Origin of the sequence: Bradyrhizobium iriomotense (assembly GCF_018130765.1) — a bacterium.
In the GTDB taxonomy this organism is placed as follows: Bacteria; Pseudomonadota; Alphaproteobacteria; order Rhizobiales; family Xanthobacteraceae; genus Bradyrhizobium; species Bradyrhizobium iriomotense_A.
This window is the reverse complement of record NZ_JAFCJZ010000012.1, coordinates 105,148-123,052: the sequence shown is the minus strand read 5'-3', so window position 1 is coordinate 123,052 and position 17,905 is coordinate 105,148. Positions and strand designations below refer to the sequence as shown.

Here is a 17,905-nt window from a genome sequence, read left to right as displayed (position 1 = left end):
AAATACGGTTTGGGACCGGGAATTGTTACCGACCATATAGAGTGTCGCGGCGGCGATGTCATCGCACCAGCAGCGTGACCGCCAAGGGGACCAGGAACGAGGTCACCAAAGCGTTCAGGCTCATGGCGATGCCGGAGAAGACGCCGGCGATCTCGTCGACCTGGAAGGCGCGCGCCGTCCCGATGCCGTGCGCGGCAAGGCCCGCGGCAAAGCCGCGAGCCCGGTAATCGGTGATGCCGGTGCGATTCATCAGCGGCGTCACGATGATCGCGCCCATGATGCCGGTCAGGATCACCGCGACCGCCGCCAGCGAAGGATCGGCGTGCAGGGATTCGGCGATGCCCATGGCGACGCCGGCGGTGACGGATTTCGGCGCCAGCGACAGCACCACGTCGCGCGGCAGGCCGGCGAGCTCGGCCAGCAGCACCACCGACACCACCGCCGTGACCGAGCCCGCGACCAGCGCCACCAGCATCGGCACGATGGATGAAACCACGCGCCTGCGGTTCTCATAGAGCGGCACGGCGAGCGCGACGGTGGCGGGTCCCAGCAGGAAGTGCACGAACTGCGCACCGGCGAAATAGGTCGTGTAGGAGGTGCCGGTCAGGAGCAGGAACGCACCGATGATCCACATCGCATGCAGCACGGGATTGGCGAGCGGATGGCGCCGCGTCGCCAGCGACACCGCATCCGTGCTCGCATAGACCAGCAGGGTCACGGTCAGCCATAGCAGCGGGGACTGCGAGAGATAGACCCAGAGCGAGAACGGGTTGTCCGTCATCGCGCGTCCTGTTGCCTCAACAGGCGGCTGACGAGGCGGAAGGTCAGCACAGTCGCGAGCAGCGTGACGACCACGGACAGCGCGAGCACGACGACGATGGCAATGCCGTGAGAGGCGAGGAGGTCGAGCTTCTGCACGACGCCGACGCCGGCCGGCACGAAGAGCAGCGAGAGATGGGCCAGAAGGCCCTTGCTCGCCGTCTCGATGCCGTTGTCGCGCAGCGGTCCGTGCGCGAACAACGCAAAGCGGTCGCGCGCGAGCAGCAGGATCAGGAGCAGCAGCAGTCCGAGCACGGGTCCCGGCAATGGCAGGCCGAGGCCGCGCACGACGGCTTCGCCGATCAACTGGCAGAGCAGGATGAGGCCGAGACTTGCAAGCATGGCGTTCGCATCAAGGAACGCGCCGCCAGGCTTGTCAATCGCCGCTATGCGCGGGACGCGCGCGGTTCATGCGAAGTCGCAGGGCGAGGCAACATCGCCATCAGTGTCCCGGTCATCGTCGCGATCAGTGTGGTCTTGCCGTCATGCTCGGCGAAGGCCTTTGCCTCGCAGAAGGTGAGCGTGCGGCCGGGCTTGACCACCTCGGCCTTGAAGACGAAACGCTCGCCGCGGGCGGGCGCGAGCAGCGTGGTCTTGAACTCGACGGTGAGGATATCGGCCTCCGGCGGCATCAAGGTGAAGGCGGCAACGCCGCAGGCGTTGTCGAGCCCGGCCGTGATGATGCCGGCATGGATAAAACCGTTCTGCTGTGTGAAGGCCGGCGCATGCAGCATCGCCAGCTCGACCTCGCCCGGCGCGAGACGGACGATCACGATGCCGAGCGTGCGCATCGCCGGCTGGGCGTCGAACATGGCGACAGTCGCCGCGCGATAGCCCGGGTTTTTCGGCTCGAACGCAGCCATGGCTCAGGCCTCCGCGGGTTCAGCGAGATGCCTCATCGCGATCTCGCGGATGGCATCGGTGAACGGCGCGGACTTGCGGAGTTGACGGTCCAGATGCACGCCGGTGATCTCGCACGTCGCGGCGATCTCCCCGGTCTCGGCATTCCGCATGTCGTGCCGGAAGCGGATCGACTTGTCGTGGACCTCAAGCAGGTGGCTGTGGATCTCGACGATGTCGCCGGCGAGCAACTCGCGCTTGTAGACGATGTTCTGCTGGACCGCGGCCATGCCGCGCCCGGAGCTGCGCAGGTAACTCGGCGTCAGCCCGAGGCGGGCGAACAGGTTCCAGTTGGCCTCGTCGAATTTGCCGACATACCACATGATGTTCATGTGGCCGACATGGTCGCATTGCCACGGATAAACCGTGCCGCGATAGGTCGCCTCCCGCTCCATCGCATTTTCTCCCTGCCATTCTGCTCTTTGCTTGTTGATACGGTAGCGTATCAGGGCTCCGGCGCGCTAGCAATACGGTACCGTATCAAGAACTGGTGAGGCTTCCTTCATGAGTGACGGCAAGGGCGATGTCTGGGTCGAGGCGGGGTTCGCCGAGCTCGCCCGCTCGGGGGTCGAGGGTGTCAGGGTCGAGGTGCTCGCCAAGAATCTCGGCGTCACCAAGGGTGGCTTCTACCGCCGTTTCGCCGACCGCGCCGCGCTGCTCGAGGCCATGCTGGAACGCTGGCGCGAGGGGCGCGCGGCGTCGATCGCGCAGCAGACGAGCCTCGATGGCGAGGCACCCCGCGAGCGGCTGAAGGCGGTGATCCAGCTCTATTCCGAGCGCCTCAATCCGGAAGGCATGGCGATCGAGCTCGCGATCCGGCAATGGGCGCGCGCGGACGAGAACGCCGCGGCGGCAGTGGCGAGCGTCGACGCAGCGCGGCTCAAGCACGTTGCCGAGCTCTATCGCGCGACCGGCTTAGAGGCCGAGGAAGCCGAGGCGCAGGCCTTCCTGTTCTATTGCTTCATCTTCGGCCAGAGCCTGCTGTTCGTCGAGCGCGGCCCGCGCAAGCGCTCGCAGCTCGTGGCGAAGTCGGCCGAGAAGCTCCTGGACTAGACTCGGATCAAACGAAAATGGCCGGAGCTTTGCCCCGGCCATCGCATCCCGTTCCGTCGAAGCTCAGGCGGCGCCCTTCAGCTTCTTGGTGCATTCGCTGTAATAGCCGCCACCTTTCTGGATCCACTTCAAGCCGCCATTGCCGTTGGTGGTCTTGTTGGCATTGTACTGGTCGACGCAGGTGTGCAGGCGCGCCTTGCCTGCGGGCTCCTTGGCGTATTTCGGATCGACCGCATTCGGATAGATCGCGGGGCCGGCCGGCAGCGTCGGCGCGGCGGCGGGAGCCGCCTCCTTCTTGGCCTGCTTCGGTTCGGCCGGAGCGGCAGGTGCGGCCGGAGCAGCCGCGGTCGGCGCAGCGGCGGGCGTCGCATCGGCACCGCACTGGGCCTTGCGGAAGTCGTTCCACTTCATGGTGCCGAGCGAGCCGTCCTTCTTGGCGGCCTGATATTTCGCGCTGCACTCCTGCGAGGTCAGCGCCTGCGCCGGGGCGGCGGCCATCAATGCCACGACACCCGAAGTCACAATCGCACACAGCAATTTTGTCTGATTGGTCATCCCTGATCTCCTCCTTGGTCTTCCCTTGATCTTCCCTTTGGGGGAAGTGAAACGAGGATTGCTATCCTAGCGTGCCGCCGGCTCGCGACAAGGAAGCGATGGCTTTCGCCGCAAAAATATAGTGATCGCACCATCCAAATCATTCATGTCGCGTTCAGCATCGCAAGCCGACGTTCCAGCCCTTCGCAATTCGCAAGAAGAGTGCAACATCATGACCCTCGCCTCTCGCCTCGCCGCCGCCGTCCTCGTCTCCCTGCTCGCCTCCGGCTCCGCCTTCGCGCAGGCCACAGCGCCAGCTGCCAAGACCGATGCCGCTGCCACCGCCGACAAGAAGGCGGCTCCGAAGGAGCGCTCGGCCGAGTCGCTCGAATGCTCCAAGCAGGCGGATGCCAAGGCCCTGAAGGGCAAGGAGCGCAAGAAGTTTCGCCGCGAGTGCATGAAGGAAGCGAAGGCCGGCACCGCTGCGCCCGCCGACAAGAAGTAAATCCGTCACAATACGGTTCGCGAGCATCAAGGAGAGGCGTCGCGCATTGCGGCATGACGTAGCCGCAATTGTGCGCCTCTCGCTGATTTGCGATAAGGCGGCGTGAAGCAAATCACCGCCTCCCTGCCGTTCGAATGGCCGAGCCGTGCCAAGATCCTGAGCACGGTGGAAACGCTCGTCATCGGCACCATCGGCGGTCTCGTATTTCTCTTCGCGGGCCTTCCCGGCGGCCTGATCTCGGGCTCGATGATCGCGGTCGGGATCGCCGCGATCGCCGGCCGCCAGCTGATGCTGCCGCCGATCCTGACCCAGACCGTGCTGGTGCTGCTCGGCATCTCGCTGGGCTCGGTGGTCTCGCGCCATCTGATCCAGCAGGTCAGCGCCTATCCCCTCACCATCGGGCTGCTCGCGCTCGCCACTTTCTGCTCGACCTTCGGCTCGAGCTATTACCTCCAGCGCATCCATGGCTGGGACCGCACCTCGGCCTTCCTTGCCGGCAGCCCCGGCGCGCTGTCGCAGATCACGATTTTGGCCGTCGAGCGCGGCGCCGACCTGCCCGGCATCGCGGTGGTGCAGACCATGCGCGTCATCATCCTCACCGCCGCGCTGCCGATGGTGCTGGCACTCGCGGGCGTGGCGCCTTCGGCCGCGCCGACGCTAACGACGACGATCGCCTCGCCGCTCGGCCTGCTGCAGCTGGTCGCGGCGTCCCTGGCTGCAGCGCTCATGCTGCGGCTGGTCAAGTTTCCGGCGAGCTGGATGTTCGGCGCGATGATCGGCTCCAGCGTGCTGCATGGCGCGGGCTGGGTCGAGGGCGGATTGCCGGACTGGGTGCGCGGCGTGGCGCTGGTCGGCATCGGCGCACTGATCGGCAGCCGTTTCGCGCGGATGCGGATCAAGACACTCGCCGGCCACATCAACGCGGCGCTGGGCTCGTTTGCCGTGGCCATCGCCGTCTCCGCGATCTTCGTCGGCATCGTCGCGCTCACCACGCAGGTGAAGTTCTCAGACGTCGTCGTCGCCTTCGCGCCGGGCGCGATGGACGCGATGCTGGCCCTGGCCCTGACGCTGCATATCGACCCAATCTTCGTCGGAGCCCATCACCTGTCGCGTTTCGTGTTCGTGACGATCGCAACGCCGGGCATCGTGCACCTGTTCGGACGCACGCAGGACGATGTGGATGATTAGCTAGCGCCTCGCCGTCCGCACAAATCCCCACGCGGCGATCGCGGCCATCAGGAGCGAGATCAGCACGTTGTAGCCGGCGAGCGAGAGGCCGAGGAAGCGCCACTGTACCTCGTCGCAGCGGACCACCTTCACCGTGTCGAGCTTCGACAGCAGATCAGCGGCGCTGCCGAGATTGACGACGGGGCCGGAGCAATCGGTCGGGCCCTTCCAGAACCCCCATTCGACGCCGGAGTGGTAGGTGCCGAGGCCGGCATTGGCGAGGGTCGCCAGCGCGAGGATCGCAAGCCCTGCGAGCAGCAGCGGCCGCGGCGCGCCGGCGCGTGCCGCAAGCGCCGTGAAAGCGCCGACCGGGATCGCGAGGTAATAGGCGTAGCGCTGCTCCAGGCACAGCGGACATGGCAGGATTTCCAGCACGAGCTGGAAGAACCAGGCGCCTGCGATCGTGACTGCCGCGATCAGGGTGACCGCCAGCGAGGCGGCCAGCGCGGGGCTCGTGGCCGCCGGCTTGAACGCAGGTATTGCGGCACTCTGGGTGGTCACGGCGGCCTCGTAGCATGTCTCGCGCTCTCAAAGCCTGTAGCTCCACCCCAAGCGGCTGTCGAGAACGGCCGGGATCACTTTGGCGCGGGTTGACCCCGCCTTGTCCATGGCTATAGTCCGCCGGCTTCGCGACGCCCTCCCTGGAGGGGCCGACCGAGGGCCCCTGTGGCGGAACTGGTAGACGCGCTCGACTCAAAATCGAGTTCCGCAAGGAGTGCTGGTTCGATTCCGGCCAGGGGCACCACCCGAAAGCTAACCCCTTGTATTTACTTCTAAAATTACCGAATTAGTCCCACTCGACGCCTCGGTGGGACACGATCTTGTTCACGCTTTGGCATCGCGCGGCTCGATCAAATGCATCGCATCTTCAGCAAGGCGTTGTTGATCTGCGCGACGCGTATACTCCTCCGCCATTCGGATCGAATCCCAGCCGAAGATCGCCATCAACTGACGCGAGGTCGCGCCATTGTTTGCGGCAATCGTGGCGCCTGCCTTCCGAAGGCCGTGCGCAGTGCAATGGTGGAGGCCAGCTTCGTCACACCACTCACGAAACTTGTTTCCAAAGCCAGCTTCGGTGAAAGGCTTGCCAAATTGTGTCACTAAGAACGTCAGATCCCCGCAGGGCGATTTGTCGATAACAGCTTGAAGTGCTGGCAGCACCGGCAGAATCAATTTCTTGGGCTTCCGATTTCGGTTTTTGTGCTGCGTGAAAGAGAGCTTTCCAGCCTTCATGTGCTGCTTACCGAGCCGAACGATGTCGGATCGACGTTGGCCAGTGAACGCCAGCAGTGCCAACGCGAGCCGGGCTTTGCTTCCGATCGGATGGTGCTCCTCGAACTGCCGGACCTCTTCAACGCTCCATGTGTGATAACCGGTCGAGCCAGTCCGAATATATGGCACGTCTCGCGCGGGATTAAATGCTGCCTGTTTCCTACGAACCGCAAATTTAAACACTTGCCGAATGGCCTTCACCCGGGCGTTCGCCGCTTCAGGATGGTCAAGTTTGCGATCCCGCATCACCTCAACCGCATTTGAGGTCATTTTGGACAGGGGCATATCTCTAAAATACTTCAGCGATCCTGGCGCAATTGGCTCGTCGAATGTCGATTCAAGGACCAGGCGGCGAACATGACGGGTTCGTGGGTCAAGCCGCTTGTAGTCAGCACATTCAGCGAAATACTTCACGCACAGCCAACGCCAGGTGCCCACCCCTATGACGGCCCTGCTGGCGGATGTGCCGCTCTTCGCTTCTTCATATGCGGCCATGAACTCCGGTGCCCAGGGGGTACCGCGAAGCCTGACCTTTCGGGCGCCCTTCGCCCGATAATAGATCCGAACGTTGCCGTGGCGGTCGATGTCCTCGACGCAACCAGCCGGAAGACGACGCCGCAGGTCTGAGCTTCGTCTGCTCATAGAGATGCGCTCCAATCGTCTCCGTCCTCACCACCTTCCGGGGGAAGCGCATCGAAGTCTCGATCGAGCTGATGTATATCCCAGACTTTTCGTCCATCAATGAGCTTCGGCGCTCCTATCCGACCATCCTTTCGCATCTGGTCAAATTTGGACGGAGATACCCCGACGTAATCGGCCGCTTGCTCGCGAGACAATCCCCGCCGCGGAGCCAAACGGGCCCGATCACCCGACCTCCCGCCCAACGCATTTGCCGTTGCTTTTGTGCGGCCTAGTTGGCGAACAGTGCGCTTAGAGGAGGCAAATTCCGACCAACTCACGATCTTGAGCTGATGGGAATCGGAAATCTGACAAATCGACGAAAAGAATTCTTTGCTGTTCATCCGGGTCACGCGGCCCCCGCGTCGGCTCCAATGTAGGTCGTCGAGCCCTAAAGCAGCAAGTCCCAAAGCATTTATCGCCCGGCATAATCCCGCATGCGCTCGACAGCACAGGATGGCCCTCACAGAGGCACAAATGGCCCCAGAGCAGCGATTTTTCCCCGCTGCCCGAGCAGCTCTGATTCAGCACTAAAACGTAGTTCTACTGAACGCCTCGGAGCTGCAAATGGTTGACTCTTTTCCGAATTCTTGAACTTGGGGCCCGGTCGCACCATATTTAACATCGTCGGATAGGCGCCAATTGCGGCCCTAAAGAAGGTCCGACGCTAAATACTTCACGGCTGTCATACATTTTCAGGAGAAGATTTTTGAAGCACCAATACCGACTGACATTCCGTCTTTCACGGGATCTCGCGGACGTTCTTGTCCAACATGCCCTACAAAAAAACATCTCGGCCTCTGCCGTCGTTCGTGATGCGATTTGGAATCTGAAATCCGATCATCGGCGTAGTTGATTGGAACGGCGCGGATGATCGCCGCGCAATAGCGCTTCCCTAACATGTAGGACTTGGTCGCGGGCCAGCTCTGTAGCCGGAACGGTCGGTCCTGCATTTGTCAGACAATTCGTCGCTTGATTTTTAGAGTGGGCCGATGGCTGGAGATCCATGTGCGCAACAGAACCGAAGGGTCTTCGATTTCTATGGGATGAACTCTCTCAACTCGGACGAACGGCGCTTGCTGGGTGGCATTCAGCATGCGGTGGGCGGTGCACGGAGAAAATCAGGGCGAGGCCTCTGCCGCTTGCTTCTGGCTCATCGATTCAACGAAGAAAGCGGGTCCTATGTCCCGTTGTCAGACCGACTGAAGCTGGCGCGAAAACTAACCGATTTTGAAAGCGTCCCGGCTGATGTCGATCCTTCGGATGGCACGCATCTATTGTATTTTGCAAACCCCTTATTGCTCCCAAAAGGATATGGCAGTCCCCAATTCGAGATCGAGAAGGCCGACATGCCGACTGTGCGCACTACGAACGGCGGCTTCCTGATCATCACCTTCGAGTTCGACCCTGATAAGGTCGATCATTTTCAGGAAATGCTGTCTTGGACTCAGAACGGTACGCTAACGTCTATTAGTGATGCCCTTTGTCGATTTTCCGATTACCGAGGTTTCAATGTTACTTTCAGCGCAGGCAAATCACTTCACTTCCATTTCATATTCAGCACCAAGCATCTGAAGTCAGTCCCGTTCGATGCAAAGTGGTCGCAGCGCCTTGAGCGTCAGGATGTAGAGGCCGCCATCATGGCCAATATCCATCAGGAATACTGGGACCGAACATTCGAGATCTTTGAGAGGCTCGCGGCCCCCTCTATTCCCACGGACAGAGCGCTGAGAAACATTACTCAGTGGCGACGCTTCCCATGGGGAAACAGATTGCATGAAGAAACTTCAAAACTGTTCGAGTTTCCACCGGGCATTCTCGTTCCACAGATTGTGATCCTCGAAAAGTTTCTAAGCCGGGCTCCTAACGGCTCAACGAAGCCAATGCTCTCCCCAGATCACGACCTACGCAGGCCGGTTCGGCCAGAGCGCAAGAGAGCAGCTCCAACAGGCTTACCTGAAACCAATGCTTACGCCCTGATCGATGAATTGCAGGGCTTGTGCAAGAGCGAGTGGGGTGAATATCCAAAGCCCGTTAAGATCGACCTTAGCAGCAAAACTATCTATTTCAAAAACGGGCCACGTGACAGAAATCCGTCATCGGTTGTGCATGGCAACTATCGCCGAATCTTGGTTTACGGAAAGAACGACTTCCAACAGTCTTTCTATTTGCCGGGAGGTCTAACAGCAGAAAAGCTATTAGCCCATCTAGCCCTGCGCTTTGGGTTACGGACGGAGCTGCCGAAAATAGCGACCGAGCCCACGCCGTGTTCGCCGATGACATCCTTCCAGCGGCTGAAAGAGCAAAGTCGCCTGAATATCGGCCTTAGCCATACCGAAGTCTGGGCACGCGGGAAACAGCGATCTCTTCCGATCACGACCGTCACGGCGGATCCTATGGATCTAAGACCCCTGTATAGACGCAAACTGCACGAAGCTATCCGTGAGGTAAGAGGATTTGGCACAGATTATCTGATCATTTCTGGAGAAGGAGCTGGCAAGACCTCTGCTCATTTCAGCCTCCTAGCAACCGAGGCAATGGATATCGCATCCAAAACGGGACGAGGCCAAACATTCAATTGCGTTGCAACACGCAGCAATCATCAAGCAGCCGAGAAGGCCGCTGAGTTGAGCAATGCCCCCGACGCTGGGCGGCTCGCGGATGGGATGCACCTACAATCCTTTTGGTCACACCACTATTGCAAGGCTTGCCGTGAGAATGGCGCCTCCCCAATTCCGAGAGGCGGCTTTGACAGCCTTAAACCCCACCAATGTTACGAGCAGATCAAGTCAAAACAGCCCGATGTCTATCGCGCCCTTGAGCGAGAGCGTGCCAGTTTGTGGGAAGATCATGCTTACAGTGGGCCTAACACGATCCTCTGCACAAGCAACGCCACTATCCGGACTTGGCAACAGAACATGATGACCCGCGCTTGGTATCATCCCGACTTTTGTCCAGAAGATCATAGCCAAGACCTAAGCGAACTGCGCAAGACCTTTAAGCTGTCTTCGGTCGTGTATGACGAAGCCGAATACGACGAATTCGTCCACATCATCTCAGCTCAGTTGTACAATCAAATTGGATGTATGCAGCGAGATTACCCGGACTGGTCCGACACGAGATACAGCGTGAAAGTGCAGATCTACGCCGCGCATCGAAATGATTTGCCGGTATTGTTCGAGCAGTTTGACGAGCTGATGCGTATCGATCTGGAACGCCTTACGCGGGTGCAGGTGAACTACGACGCGATTCCGTTCGGACGAGGGCGCCGCGATAGGAACGTGTATGCTCTCCGACACGGCCAATCATATTACGTTGGCTTTAAGGACTGGGTACGCTCGCCCGGATTCCGGCTTGCCTTTTTGACCACGGAAAGGCTCCCCGCCGCGATCATCGAAGCGGCATACCGCCACTGCAAAAGAAATCTAATTGCGCTCATTCTATGCGACATGCGAGGCATCTATCCGGTGAAAGTGCCACATCGGGTCGACCCCAGAGCGAAAGCCGATGGCATTTCCGAGCTTGCAAGAGGTCTGCTGGCTGGCGATTGCAATGCCGTTGTGATCGGCAACAATCTAGGAGATCTGGAGAGAACGATTAACTTTCAAAACATGAAGGGGCAAAACGATCTAAGCTCCAAGAATCTCAGCATCGTCCCGACAATGTTGGCCCCGGATCACTATGCAGATTTGAATGTTCTGGGGCAGTGGCTCGGGATTTCTGACATTATCGAGCTCTACTACGAGGATCTCATCTGTCAGGCAGTGGGACGAAATAAAGGTTTCCGAGACCGTGGGGCAACTGTTCAGGTGTTTTCCGGCAACCAACTTTCATCCCAGCTTCGCTCGCGAATGTCGGGCTCTAGCAGAGTCGAATTGTACGTGCCGTAACTCAGCGCATTGAGAACCGGATGTCTTTCTCTCTCCCCCCGATCTTAAGGCGCCTTTATATTATTAGGGAAACGGTTAGTTGAGGGGGGTCCCAATTGGACGGCAATATGCCGATAACGCGCCGATCTGATGCGACCAGCATAAATGTTCTTCGCAGTTCATCGCCATGGCCGTGAGGACCGCTTGCGGTCCGAGCATTGCCGAGGCCCGTGGCCGAGGCAATTCAACTCCGGCAAGATCTTTGTCGGACTAAATAGAGGACCATATCCATGAATTGATCGAGGAGCGAATGAAGCGGAAAATTAGTGACGGATTTCGGCTATCCCAAACGGATATCAGGAGAAGCTTTCGGAAACGGCTCAAAGAGCTTCGCGAACAAGCCTCTGATATCGCTGAAGAGGACCGGAAAGAAGCTCTACTCGACATGATCGACACGGCAATTCTCTGCTTTGCAGAGACGCGGTTCAAGAGTGCAGGCGATATGATCGACTACGTGATATCCGAGACTGACCAGATTAGGATCGCGATCTCGACCTCTCTGTATGGGATGCTCGATCCGCAAACACAGAAGCTGTTCGATGACGCGGAAGATCGAGCTATGGAGTACGCCTATAAGGGATAGTCAAAATTGTGCACATCAACTCCAAGTTAGAACGCGCGGTGCTTCCCACGGCAATATTTTTGATAGATCAACGCCCAGCCTCGTTGAAGTCGTTCCATGTTAAGCTGACCAGCCGCGATTATGACCGTGTCATTCAGGTGCTGAACGACCGTGCCCATGCCGCCAGATCCCCATAAGCTCCTGCTATCGTCGTAGCGAAAGGTAATATTCTTGGGGTCGAGGCCGTTAAGATCGATTTCTTTGCGTCCCAGCATGGCCCCAGCGATGCTCTTTCCGGGGTGAAGTCTATAAACACAAGTACTTCCATCAATCCTATACCAATAACCTCCGTCGGGAGCTGGCTTGCCAGCTAACTTCATCAGATCAGCCAATTCACTGCCCCCTTCGTCTTGGCCAAAGGTGCTGTAATTGAGGACCTGTGCGACCACATCATCGGGATCTCTCTTTGCATAGAGATCGCCCAACCTCGCCTTTGCCTCTGGCAAACCCTGCGCTGCTGCTTTCTTGTACCAATCCTCTGCGATAGAAATGTCTTTAGGGGTTCCGGCATTCGCGTCGCCTACCTCGTACATGATCCCAAGCGCCAATTGCGATTGGGCATGACCCTGTTCGGCTGCCTTGCGCCACCAAGTAGCCGCCTGCTTGCTATCAGTTGGCATGCCCTTTCCCGTGGCGTACATACCAGCGAGCTTAAACTGTGCATCAGTATCTCCGCTCGAAGCTGCGTCGAGTGTTGCCTGCTCTTCCGTCTTCACCGCAGGTGGTGTGGGGCTGGTGGTAGCTGTATTCTGACCTGCGGGAATTCGGGGATCGAAGGTCACCTCTAGCTCCTTCCATGCAGCGAACGTCGCGTCGTTCAGCATATCAAATGGCTGAGAACGAATGATCGCGAGAATTGCCGCGTCGGCGGCTGCATTTGCTTGCTGCGAAGTGCCTTTGTTGATGATCTCTGGGACGCCGACAAGTTTGTGGTCTCTCCCGAGCTTCATACGAACATCGACAATAAGGTTTTCTGGCCGGTCCATTAGGCCATCAATTTTCCAAGCGCTCCGCAGCCGTGACACGAGCGCCTCTCGCTCACCTTCGCTCAACCGGGTTGACTCGTTCTTACCGAGGTTGGGATCACCTGCTGTAGGAGATGACCGGTCCGGCTTGGTGCCGCTTGCGAGCAGGGTTCGCATTTGTTGCGAGGATAAGAATCCTGATGCGACCTCACCTGTTTGTTCTTGAAAGCGCTTGATCGCTGCTCGCGTGTTGAGACCAAACTCGCCATCAGGCGCGTCCGCTAACAGGCCGCGATCAGCTAATGCGCGTTGAAGTTCACCGTGGAGGTCGGGTGAAAGCTGCGCCTCATTTAGGGCATCTCCAGCCAACTTTGACCTGTAGAACTCTGCCCGGCGGTGCACTTCTGCAAGCACACACTTGCGTTGAGCCAGCGAGATGCCGAATACTGACTGGGGCAATTGGCACCGAACTATGAGCCCGCGCCGCCATTGGTCTTCTGCCTTGTCTGCAGCTTTCTGATCAGCAGGATTTAGGCCGCCATAGTAAGCCCAGAAAGCGGAATTCAAGTCCCAATCAGCAGCCGCCCCTTCCGCTCCAGAGCACAAAACCGACCCAATGAGACTTCGCGCCTGAAGAGCAACCCTCCTGCAATCGATAGAAGGATGGTCGGACAGTTTACCGGACGACGTCGCCGATGATTGCGGCGAGTGCTCCTGCGGCAGCAATGGCCGGATGGTGCGCAAAATGTCGCTGAGCACCCGTGGATCGGCGGCTTGGCCGAGCGCTGATGTAACAGCGCCGAATGAAAATATCACTATCAGAAGCAGGATTTTGGACATAGAAGCCAACAATTTTGTAGGCAATCGAGAGCAAAGAACTTCAACGCAAAATGGTCGAAACAGGTCAGCCCCGCACCCTGCCTAAGGTTGAGGAGCGTTTGTTCAGTATACAGAGGTGCTAGATACCAAACAATTGTCATTCTAACCCCGCATGGACTTGCGGGACACCTTCGCCACTAATCTCCGTCGTTTGCGGCAGGCAAAAGGCTTCTCGCAAGACGCACTGGCGTACGATGCTGGAATAAGCCGGAGCTATCTCAGCCAGTTGGAAAAGGGTGTGTTCTTTGTAAGCATCAAGGTGATCGGCAGGCTCGCTGCCACCCTGAAGGTCGAGCCCGACGAATTCCTAAAGAGAGCGAAGCGGCAAAGCTCGAAGTAGTGTGTCGCTCTCAGGCCCGTATGGATAGCTGACAAAACGGCCATGCCCCTGTATAGTGGTCGGCATGAGGGATGACCAAATCAATGCCGACATTGATGCCCGAAACGCTCTAAGGCGGAGCGCCGGTTTGCCTCTGCTGGGGAATGAAGAATACGAGCGGCTCAGAGGCGCGCGGGCCCGCCGCGTAAAGGAAGCTGCATTCGCTGTCGAACAGGTCCGGTTCAAGGATTGGATCAGCGCAGGTGGCGGTCTGTGGGCCAAGGCTGCTCGTTGGTCATCCGCCCGACGACAGGTCACAGCAGAGCTTAAGATGGGCATGCATACGGATCATGTCTTAGTCGAGTTCGGGTACCGTCTCGTGGATGATGATTGGTCAGAGAATGGTCGAAAGACCTATGTCTCGGACGAAGATGCTAATCGCGATCTGCTGAACGAATTAGCAGCGGTTCTCGCAGAGTACGACTGGACTAAACATCCGAACCTTCTTCGCGCTTTTACCAACGCAAGGCTGGGTGAATTGCTTGAGGTCGAAATCGGGGGGCCGGATACGAGCGGACATTTTTTGCATCATTTGAAGAATGGATGAGGGCGATGGATTTGGTCGAGATCCAGATCCTGCAATCAAACTCGCATACTTGGCTAACTGTCTCCCGTGTCTGGAACAATGCGCAGAACATTGCGCTAAATCTCGAGTCTGTGCAGAAGCGATACCCAGCTCATCGCGTCCGGGCGGTCGATGCCAGCGGAAGATTGATCGACTTACTCTAACTGTCGCTCGCGGTCTCACGTCCATTCAACGGGTGTTCTGCTGTACGCAGCAAATGCTGGGCGAAGGCTATTGAGGTCGGATCCGATCATGAACATTGCAGCTTCAAGCGCATGCATTCGGTTGGAGAGACCTTCGAGTTTATCGAACAAGTCTGGCCTGAGAACCAGTGCATCTCGGAAAAGGTGGCCAAGGGCAACTGCAGCAGACGCCCATTTGGTCGCGTACCCCGTCGAACGATATCGTATGATTTCACTGACGCGACAGTTCTCGATCAAGCGACTGATCCTTCGGTTCTCATCAGTACTTGGAAACTGCGGCAACTTGCCTTGATCCTCATTGTTGCCATTTGACCGGCAGTAAAGTTCGACCAACGCCCCGGCGGCCCCAGCAACGCGAGAGTCGTATATCGGTAGCCCATCATCTGACAGCAGCGAATGTATCTTGATGAGCATCGCATTCATGGTCTCGATGCCGCGAATCGCTTGCGCGCTATCGAGCCTCATCGCCTTCTTTGCTCTTGCGAAATAATCCCGCAACTTTCCGTCTTTGGCTTTAGAGAGAACGAAGCCCTTCGCTCCATTGTGTCCGCTGCGAGCCCCGCCGCCCCACCTTATGACTGCTTCGCAGGCTTTTAAGAATTGGCTGTCGCAAGAAGTTTGGCTGATGCTCTCTGCGAGCCAAGCCCTCAGCTCAAAGAGAGACTCTTGTGTTTCGACCCAGCTTTCCGATTTGTGCGGGAGGCCGTGTATGTCGAGCCACTCGGCTCGCCAGCGATAGCAACTCAGCACATCTTCGATACCTGAGCATTCTCGACGAATTCCGCCGGGTACGCGAGAGCTATGCCTGATCTCCAAGCGGACTGGTATCTCGGGAAGTATTTTCGCAAACCACTCTGTGAACGTGTCGTTGTTGTCCAGCATCGCACAAGGAGCTTCTGACATTTGTGTTGTTGGGAGAATCGATACTGGACGAAGAACGCGCCACGCTTTTAGCCTTCGCGCGGCGCCGAGTGATTTCGGCTTTTCATGGGGTTTTTGATCCTGCCTTGATTAGTTGGATAGACTTGTTGCCCTCTTGCCCTAGTCGGGCCGGAACGCTTGGAAAAACCCTGCTTCGAATGTTTGGTCCTTGCCTGAACCGTCTTTGGAATATGCCAAGCATCCGCCAGCACGGACGTCAGTTTCTGGACCAACTCCGGCGTTCCATTCCAGCATACGACACTCGATGGAAATGGCGCATTTGTGCGGCTTGCGCCAAACTTCAAACGCCCCTTGAGCATGTAAATATCGGCTTTGTTCGCGACGTAGTCGTGCCACCATCCGGTATCAGGTCGAGCCGGTACAAGACCGATAACGACACAGCCGCGTTCGCTCTCATGCCAGCACTTCCGAATCCATTCCGCTATTCCGCGCGAATAGGGAGGATTGACGAAGACACGACCATGCCACCGAGCTGCAAGACCATCATCGTCAGCAGTGAGGAGCACCTTGGCCTTTACACTGGCCCTTCTCCGATCTGCGGTCGCTGCACAAGGGTCGAGGTCAAATCCTCCGACCGCTGTACTCAGTTGCTGACCTAGTTCGGTCGGAGTCTCCCAGAGATCGTTCCCTGTGCTGTTGCCTTGGTTAACGCTAAACTTTCTCTTCTCGCCGGGAGGTGCCAGATAGAACCGCGCTGCTACTGCGTCACCGTAGCTCTCTAAGACGGAAACAAGTCCTCCCCCACGCTCGGTCGAGACCAACGCATCGACGCTGACACCCAGCGCTTTGGCCAACCGCCTTCGGCTGAGCTTGCGTCGTTCACGAACTTGCAAAAGCGCGGCCCCCACAGGTCCGGCCGGTAATTGGCGCCCCCTCAGCTCAAGGCCAAGAGCCTTCAGGATGGCTCCTAGACTCGAAGCGCGCCCCTTTCCCTGCTCGACACCTTGCAGCGCCGAGAGTCCAATGCGCGCCTTCTTAGCCAGACTAGCCTGCGTGTACCCTGCCGATTTGCGGGCAGTCCGGACCAGACTGCCCACGCGGGTATATCGAATCATTTTCCAGCCCCCAGCCCATCAAGATGTTAGGGATTTCCAACCATCGCGGGAAGCCTCATTTGCGCCGGAGGCTCGCCCGAGAGAGGTTGTGGCATAGCACTTGGATACTTTTCGGGGAGGCGAACCCTAGCCTTTTGGAGTATTGTTCGGCTGGAGGTTGGGGCGCACTGACGAATCAGAGAGGACAAACGGAGACATCGAAGCAGCGGTCTTCGCATTGAAATTTCACATTATAGGGCCAGCATTTGTCCTCACTTTACGGAAGACTCTTTCGCTATCGCGCAACGAACGGAAGAACGCCACTTGAAGATTACACGAGCGAATGTCTCGCCGATTTTTTCAACCGACTTCCCGCAACGGTGCAGAAGCAGCTTGCCCTTGTTTTCGTTCCTGACCTACTTCGAGTCAGATTCGAAGCTGCCACCTCAGAGGTGGCGGTCTTCTCACTTGAGGTGCAGCAATGGATCCCTGAGGGGCGGATAGACCTCGTATTGTGCGCCGACGGCAGGCCTATCGTCGCAGTTGAGAACAAAATCGACGCTCCGCTGCAACCAGACCAGCTTGCCCGCTACGGCAGGTGGATTAGCGCCGAACACTATCCGGAACTGCCCGGGGTCGTCTGCTTGCTGACTCATCTTACCGGAGCGCCCGAGGGGTTTCAGGATGGTGGAGCCGCCACAGGAGGAGCAACCCCGCACCTACTAAGCTGGCCCGCTCTGAGCGTCTCTCTTCTCAATCTTGCGAACAGCGCCGCCGCCGACGTTAAACTCCTCGCCACTGAGCTATTTTCTTTTCTTGGAGAGAATGGAATGAACAACGAATTTGCGGGACGAGACGACTACGCAGCTTCGATTGTCTATTTGCGATCGGGGGCGCGAATGTACCACACGTTTCATTCGATATATCTGCATCTCAAGTCTCTGAAAGGCTGCTTCTACCGCAGCAGAATGGTGAATGAACGGAGCCTAGAATTTCACACACAGCAGAAATTGATTTGGGGATACACCTTTCTTACCCACAGCGGTTTCAACGACTTGTTCTTTGGCTACGGTATCGCCCTCGACCCAAGCTCCACGTTTAAGCAGGGTAGAATTCCTTCCCGCGATTCAGTGTTCATCTGCGTGGGCGCGGAAGACAAGCGCACCATACAGGCCATCCGGGCTTCTGCACCGTTGGTCCGAGCGCCATGGACCTACGCAGAAACGACGGGCTGGACAACCGTCGTCACGTTCAAGCCAATGAGCGAATTCTTAGAGGAGCCTGATAGCTTCGTTCCCAAGATGAAGGCCTGGATCAACGACAACGCCGAAGATGTGAATGAGTTTGTCTCCAAGCTAGAGTAACAACTGGTTTGATCCAAGCGGCAGGTTTTATCTGC

The 17,905-nt window shown here is 58.1% G+C and carries 18 protein-coding genes and 1 tRNA gene; 9 read left to right on the top strand and 10 right to left on the bottom strand.

The features are described from left to right. Positions 1-58: 58 nt before the first annotated feature. The 4 genes from JQ635_RS21245 to JQ635_RS21230 are packed head-to-tail and all read right to left on the bottom strand — an operon-like array spanning position 59 to position 2,114. Positions 59-781, bottom strand: coding sequence for an LrgB family protein (locus JQ635_RS21245; protein WP_211411738.1), 723 nt, complete (start codon positions 779-781; stop codon positions 59-61). Continuing rightward, a complete protein-coding gene (locus JQ635_RS21240; protein WP_211411737.1) occupies positions 778-1,161 on the bottom strand; it encodes a CidA/LrgA family protein in 384 nt (127 codons plus the stop codon). Before JQ635_RS21240 ends, JQ635_RS21245 begins: the two co-directional genes overlap by 4 nt. A gap of 44 nt (positions 1,162-1,205) precedes the next feature. Continuing rightward, on the bottom strand, positions 1,206-1,682 hold the full coding sequence (locus JQ635_RS21235) for a PaaI family thioesterase (RefSeq protein WP_211411736.1): 477 nt from the start codon (positions 1,680-1,682) through the stop codon (positions 1,206-1,208). A gap of 3 nt (positions 1,683-1,685) precedes the next feature. Further along, the gene (locus JQ635_RS21230; RefSeq protein ID WP_211411735.1) at positions 1,686-2,114 is read right to left on the bottom strand and encodes an acyl-CoA thioesterase; all 429 of its coding nucleotides are present in this window, start codon (positions 2,112-2,114) and stop codon (positions 1,686-1,688) included. Between the two features lie 109 nt (positions 2,115-2,223). Here JQ635_RS21230 and JQ635_RS21225 point away from each other — a divergent pair, with 109 nt between their 5' ends. After that, positions 2,224-2,772: a TetR/AcrR family transcriptional regulator gene (locus JQ635_RS21225; protein WP_211411734.1), complete on the top strand. Its 549-nt coding sequence runs from the start codon at positions 2,224-2,226 to the stop codon at positions 2,770-2,772. A 63-nt stretch (positions 2,773-2,835) separates the two neighbouring features. On the opposite strand, the gene JQ635_RS21220 is transcribed toward JQ635_RS21225, so the two are convergent. After that, positions 2,836-3,327 (bottom strand): hypothetical protein, encoded by a 492-nt coding sequence (locus JQ635_RS21220; RefSeq protein WP_211411733.1) that lies wholly within the window; start codon positions 3,325-3,327, stop codon positions 2,836-2,838. A 211-nt stretch (positions 3,328-3,538) separates the two neighbouring features. Here JQ635_RS21220 and JQ635_RS21215 point away from each other — a divergent pair, with 211 nt between their 5' ends. Together JQ635_RS21215 and JQ635_RS21210 are read left to right on the top strand one after the other, a co-directional pair. Beyond that, on the top strand, positions 3,539-3,811 hold the full coding sequence (locus JQ635_RS21215) for a PsiF family protein (protein WP_211411732.1): 273 nt from the start codon (positions 3,539-3,541) through the stop codon (positions 3,809-3,811). A gap of 102 nt (positions 3,812-3,913) precedes the next feature. Then, positions 3,914-4,999, top strand: a complete 1,086-nt coding sequence (locus JQ635_RS21210) for an AbrB family transcriptional regulator (RefSeq protein ID WP_211411731.1) — start codon at positions 3,914-3,916, stop codon at positions 4,997-4,999. On the opposite strand, the gene JQ635_RS21205 is transcribed toward JQ635_RS21210, so the two are convergent. Beyond that, positions 5,000-5,539, bottom strand: a complete 540-nt coding sequence (locus JQ635_RS21205) for a disulfide bond formation protein B (protein WP_211411730.1) — start codon at positions 5,537-5,539, stop codon at positions 5,000-5,002. It abuts the gene before it with no gap. Positions 5,540-5,698: 159 nt separating this feature from the next. On the opposite strand from JQ635_RS21205, the gene JQ635_RS21200 reads away from it, so the two are divergent. Next, positions 5,699-5,783 (top strand) — tRNA-Leu (locus JQ635_RS21200). An 80-nt stretch (positions 5,784-5,863) separates the two neighbouring features. On the opposite strand, the gene JQ635_RS21195 is transcribed toward JQ635_RS21200, so the two are convergent. Beyond that, on the bottom strand, positions 5,864-6,952 hold the full coding sequence (locus JQ635_RS21195; protein ID WP_211411729.1) for a tyrosine-type recombinase/integrase: 1,089 nt from the start codon (positions 6,950-6,952) through the stop codon (positions 5,864-5,866). A 1,082-nt stretch (positions 6,953-8,034) separates the two neighbouring features. Between JQ635_RS21195 and JQ635_RS21190 the strand changes: the two genes are divergently transcribed. Together JQ635_RS21190 and JQ635_RS21185 are read left to right on the top strand one after the other, a co-directional pair. Beyond that, positions 8,035-10,878 (top strand): hypothetical protein, encoded by a 2,844-nt coding sequence (locus JQ635_RS21190; RefSeq protein WP_211411728.1) that lies wholly within the window; start codon positions 8,035-8,037, stop codon positions 10,876-10,878. Between the two features lie 289 nt (positions 10,879-11,167). Then, on the top strand, positions 11,168-11,500 hold the full coding sequence (locus tag JQ635_RS21185; protein ID WP_211411727.1) for a hypothetical protein: 333 nt from the start codon (positions 11,168-11,170) through the stop codon (positions 11,498-11,500). Positions 11,501-11,526: 26 nt separating this feature from the next. Here the strand turns inward: JQ635_RS21185 and JQ635_RS21180 are convergent, their stop codons facing one another. Then, positions 11,527-13,344, bottom strand: coding sequence for a peptidoglycan-binding protein (locus tag JQ635_RS21180; RefSeq protein ID WP_211411726.1), 1,818 nt, complete (start codon positions 13,342-13,344; stop codon positions 11,527-11,529). Positions 13,345-13,495: 151 nt separating this feature from the next. Here JQ635_RS21180 and JQ635_RS21175 point away from each other — a divergent pair, with 151 nt between their 5' ends. Both JQ635_RS21175 and JQ635_RS21170 read left to right on the top strand, forming a co-directional pair. Continuing rightward, positions 13,496-13,723, top strand: coding sequence for a helix-turn-helix domain-containing protein (locus JQ635_RS21175; protein ID WP_211411725.1), 228 nt, complete (start codon positions 13,496-13,498; stop codon positions 13,721-13,723). A gap of 64 nt (positions 13,724-13,787) precedes the next feature. Beyond that, on the top strand, positions 13,788-14,309 hold the full coding sequence (locus JQ635_RS21170) for a hypothetical protein (RefSeq protein WP_211411724.1): 522 nt from the start codon (positions 13,788-13,790) through the stop codon (positions 14,307-14,309). A gap of 197 nt (positions 14,310-14,506) precedes the next feature. Here the strand turns inward: JQ635_RS21170 and JQ635_RS21165 are convergent, their stop codons facing one another. Continuing rightward, positions 14,507-15,412, bottom strand: a complete 906-nt coding sequence (locus JQ635_RS21165) for a hypothetical protein (protein ID WP_211411723.1) — start codon at positions 15,410-15,412, stop codon at positions 14,507-14,509. A 68-nt stretch (positions 15,413-15,480) separates the two neighbouring features. After that, complete coding sequence (locus tag JQ635_RS21160) at positions 15,481-16,527, bottom strand: DNA N-6-adenine-methyltransferase (RefSeq protein WP_211411722.1); 1,047 nt, start codon at positions 16,525-16,527, stop codon at positions 15,481-15,483. A gap of 245 nt (positions 16,528-16,772) precedes the next feature. Here JQ635_RS21160 and JQ635_RS21155 point away from each other — a divergent pair, with 245 nt between their 5' ends. Continuing rightward, on the top strand, positions 16,773-17,870 hold the full coding sequence (locus JQ635_RS21155) for a PD-(D/E)XK nuclease family protein (RefSeq protein ID WP_211411721.1): 1,098 nt from the start codon (positions 16,773-16,775) through the stop codon (positions 17,868-17,870). Positions 17,871-17,905: the final 35 nt, after the last annotated feature.

Coding starts and splice junctions, on each gene's coding strand:
- JQ635_RS21245 (WP_211411738.1), bottom strand. CDS start 781: ATGACGGACAACCCGTTCTCGCTCTGGGTCTATCTCTCGCAGTCCCCG.
- JQ635_RS21240 (WP_211411737.1), bottom strand. CDS start 1,161: ATGCTTGCAAGTCTCGGCCTCATCCTGCTCTGCCAGTTGATCGGCGAA.
- JQ635_RS21235 (WP_211411736.1), bottom strand. CDS start 1,682: ATGGCTGCGTTCGAGCCGAAAAACCCGGGCTATCGCGCGGCGACTGTC.
- JQ635_RS21230 (WP_211411735.1), bottom strand. CDS start 2,114: ATGGAGCGGGAGGCGACCTATCGCGGCACGGTTTATCCGTGGCAATGC.
- JQ635_RS21225 (WP_211411734.1), top strand. CDS start 2,224: ATGAGTGACGGCAAGGGCGATGTCTGGGTCGAGGCGGGGTTCGCCGAG.
- JQ635_RS21220 (WP_211411733.1), bottom strand. CDS start 3,327: ATGACCAATCAGACAAAATTGCTGTGTGCGATTGTGACTTCGGGTGTC.
- JQ635_RS21215 (WP_211411732.1), top strand. CDS start 3,539: ATGACCCTCGCCTCTCGCCTCGCCGCCGCCGTCCTCGTCTCCCTGCTC.
- JQ635_RS21195 (WP_211411729.1), bottom strand. CDS start 6,952: ATGAGCAGACGAAGCTCAGACCTGCGGCGTCGTCTTCCGGCTGGTTGC.
- JQ635_RS21190 (WP_211411728.1), top strand. CDS start 8,035: ATGAACTCTCTCAACTCGGACGAACGGCGCTTGCTGGGTGGCATTCAG.
- JQ635_RS21185 (WP_211411727.1), top strand. CDS start 11,168: ATGAAGCGGAAAATTAGTGACGGATTTCGGCTATCCCAAACGGATATC.
- JQ635_RS21180 (WP_211411726.1), bottom strand. CDS start 13,344: ATGTCCAAAATCCTGCTTCTGATAGTGATATTTTCATTCGGCGCTGTT.
- JQ635_RS21175 (WP_211411725.1), top strand. CDS start 13,496: ATGGACTTGCGGGACACCTTCGCCACTAATCTCCGTCGTTTGCGGCAG.
- JQ635_RS21170 (WP_211411724.1), top strand. CDS start 13,788: ATGAGGGATGACCAAATCAATGCCGACATTGATGCCCGAAACGCTCTA.
- JQ635_RS21165 (WP_211411723.1), bottom strand. CDS start 15,412: ATGCTGGACAACAACGACACGTTCACAGAGTGGTTTGCGAAAATACTT.
- JQ635_RS21160 (WP_211411722.1), bottom strand. CDS start 16,527: ATGATTCGATATACCCGCGTGGGCAGTCTGGTCCGGACTGCCCGCAAA.